At 44.9% G+C, this 390-nt stretch carries 1 protein-coding gene; it reads left to right on the top strand.

From position 1 onward, the window contains the following. The coding region (locus tag KP705_RS18900; RefSeq protein ID WP_215765421.1) for a hypothetical protein at positions 1-390 on the top strand (390 nt) is incomplete at both ends.

Here is a 390-nt window from a genome sequence, read left to right on the forward strand (position 1 = left end):
CTGGATTAGCTAAGCAGATGGATGAACAGTTTAGGCATATCATGTTCATTCCTGCTGTTGCTGTTGCTGAGCGTCGCCAGTTGAGGAATGAGCTGACCTATTGGATTGATAACATTCTCCCGAATAAGGGGAAGTATCTGCGGTACATGGTTATCACCTGCGGTGAGAACGTCCGCATATATGATGACCTCAAGGCGGAGCATAGGAAATGGACACGCAAGCTCTCTGATTGCTTCCGTTGGCTCAATCAAAAATATGGTTCAAATCTGTATTTCAGGGGGACTGAGTTCACTCATAATGAGGATCATGAAACCCTTAACATGCATATGAATATCCTCTTTGATCTGCCGTATTTGAAGGGGAACGGCTGGCAGGATTTTCTTGCTGATT

This window comes from Gluconobacter sp. P1D12_c (assembly GCF_018812105.1).
Classification (GTDB): domain Bacteria; phylum Pseudomonadota; class Alphaproteobacteria; order Acetobacterales; family Acetobacteraceae; genus Gluconobacter; species Gluconobacter oxydans_A.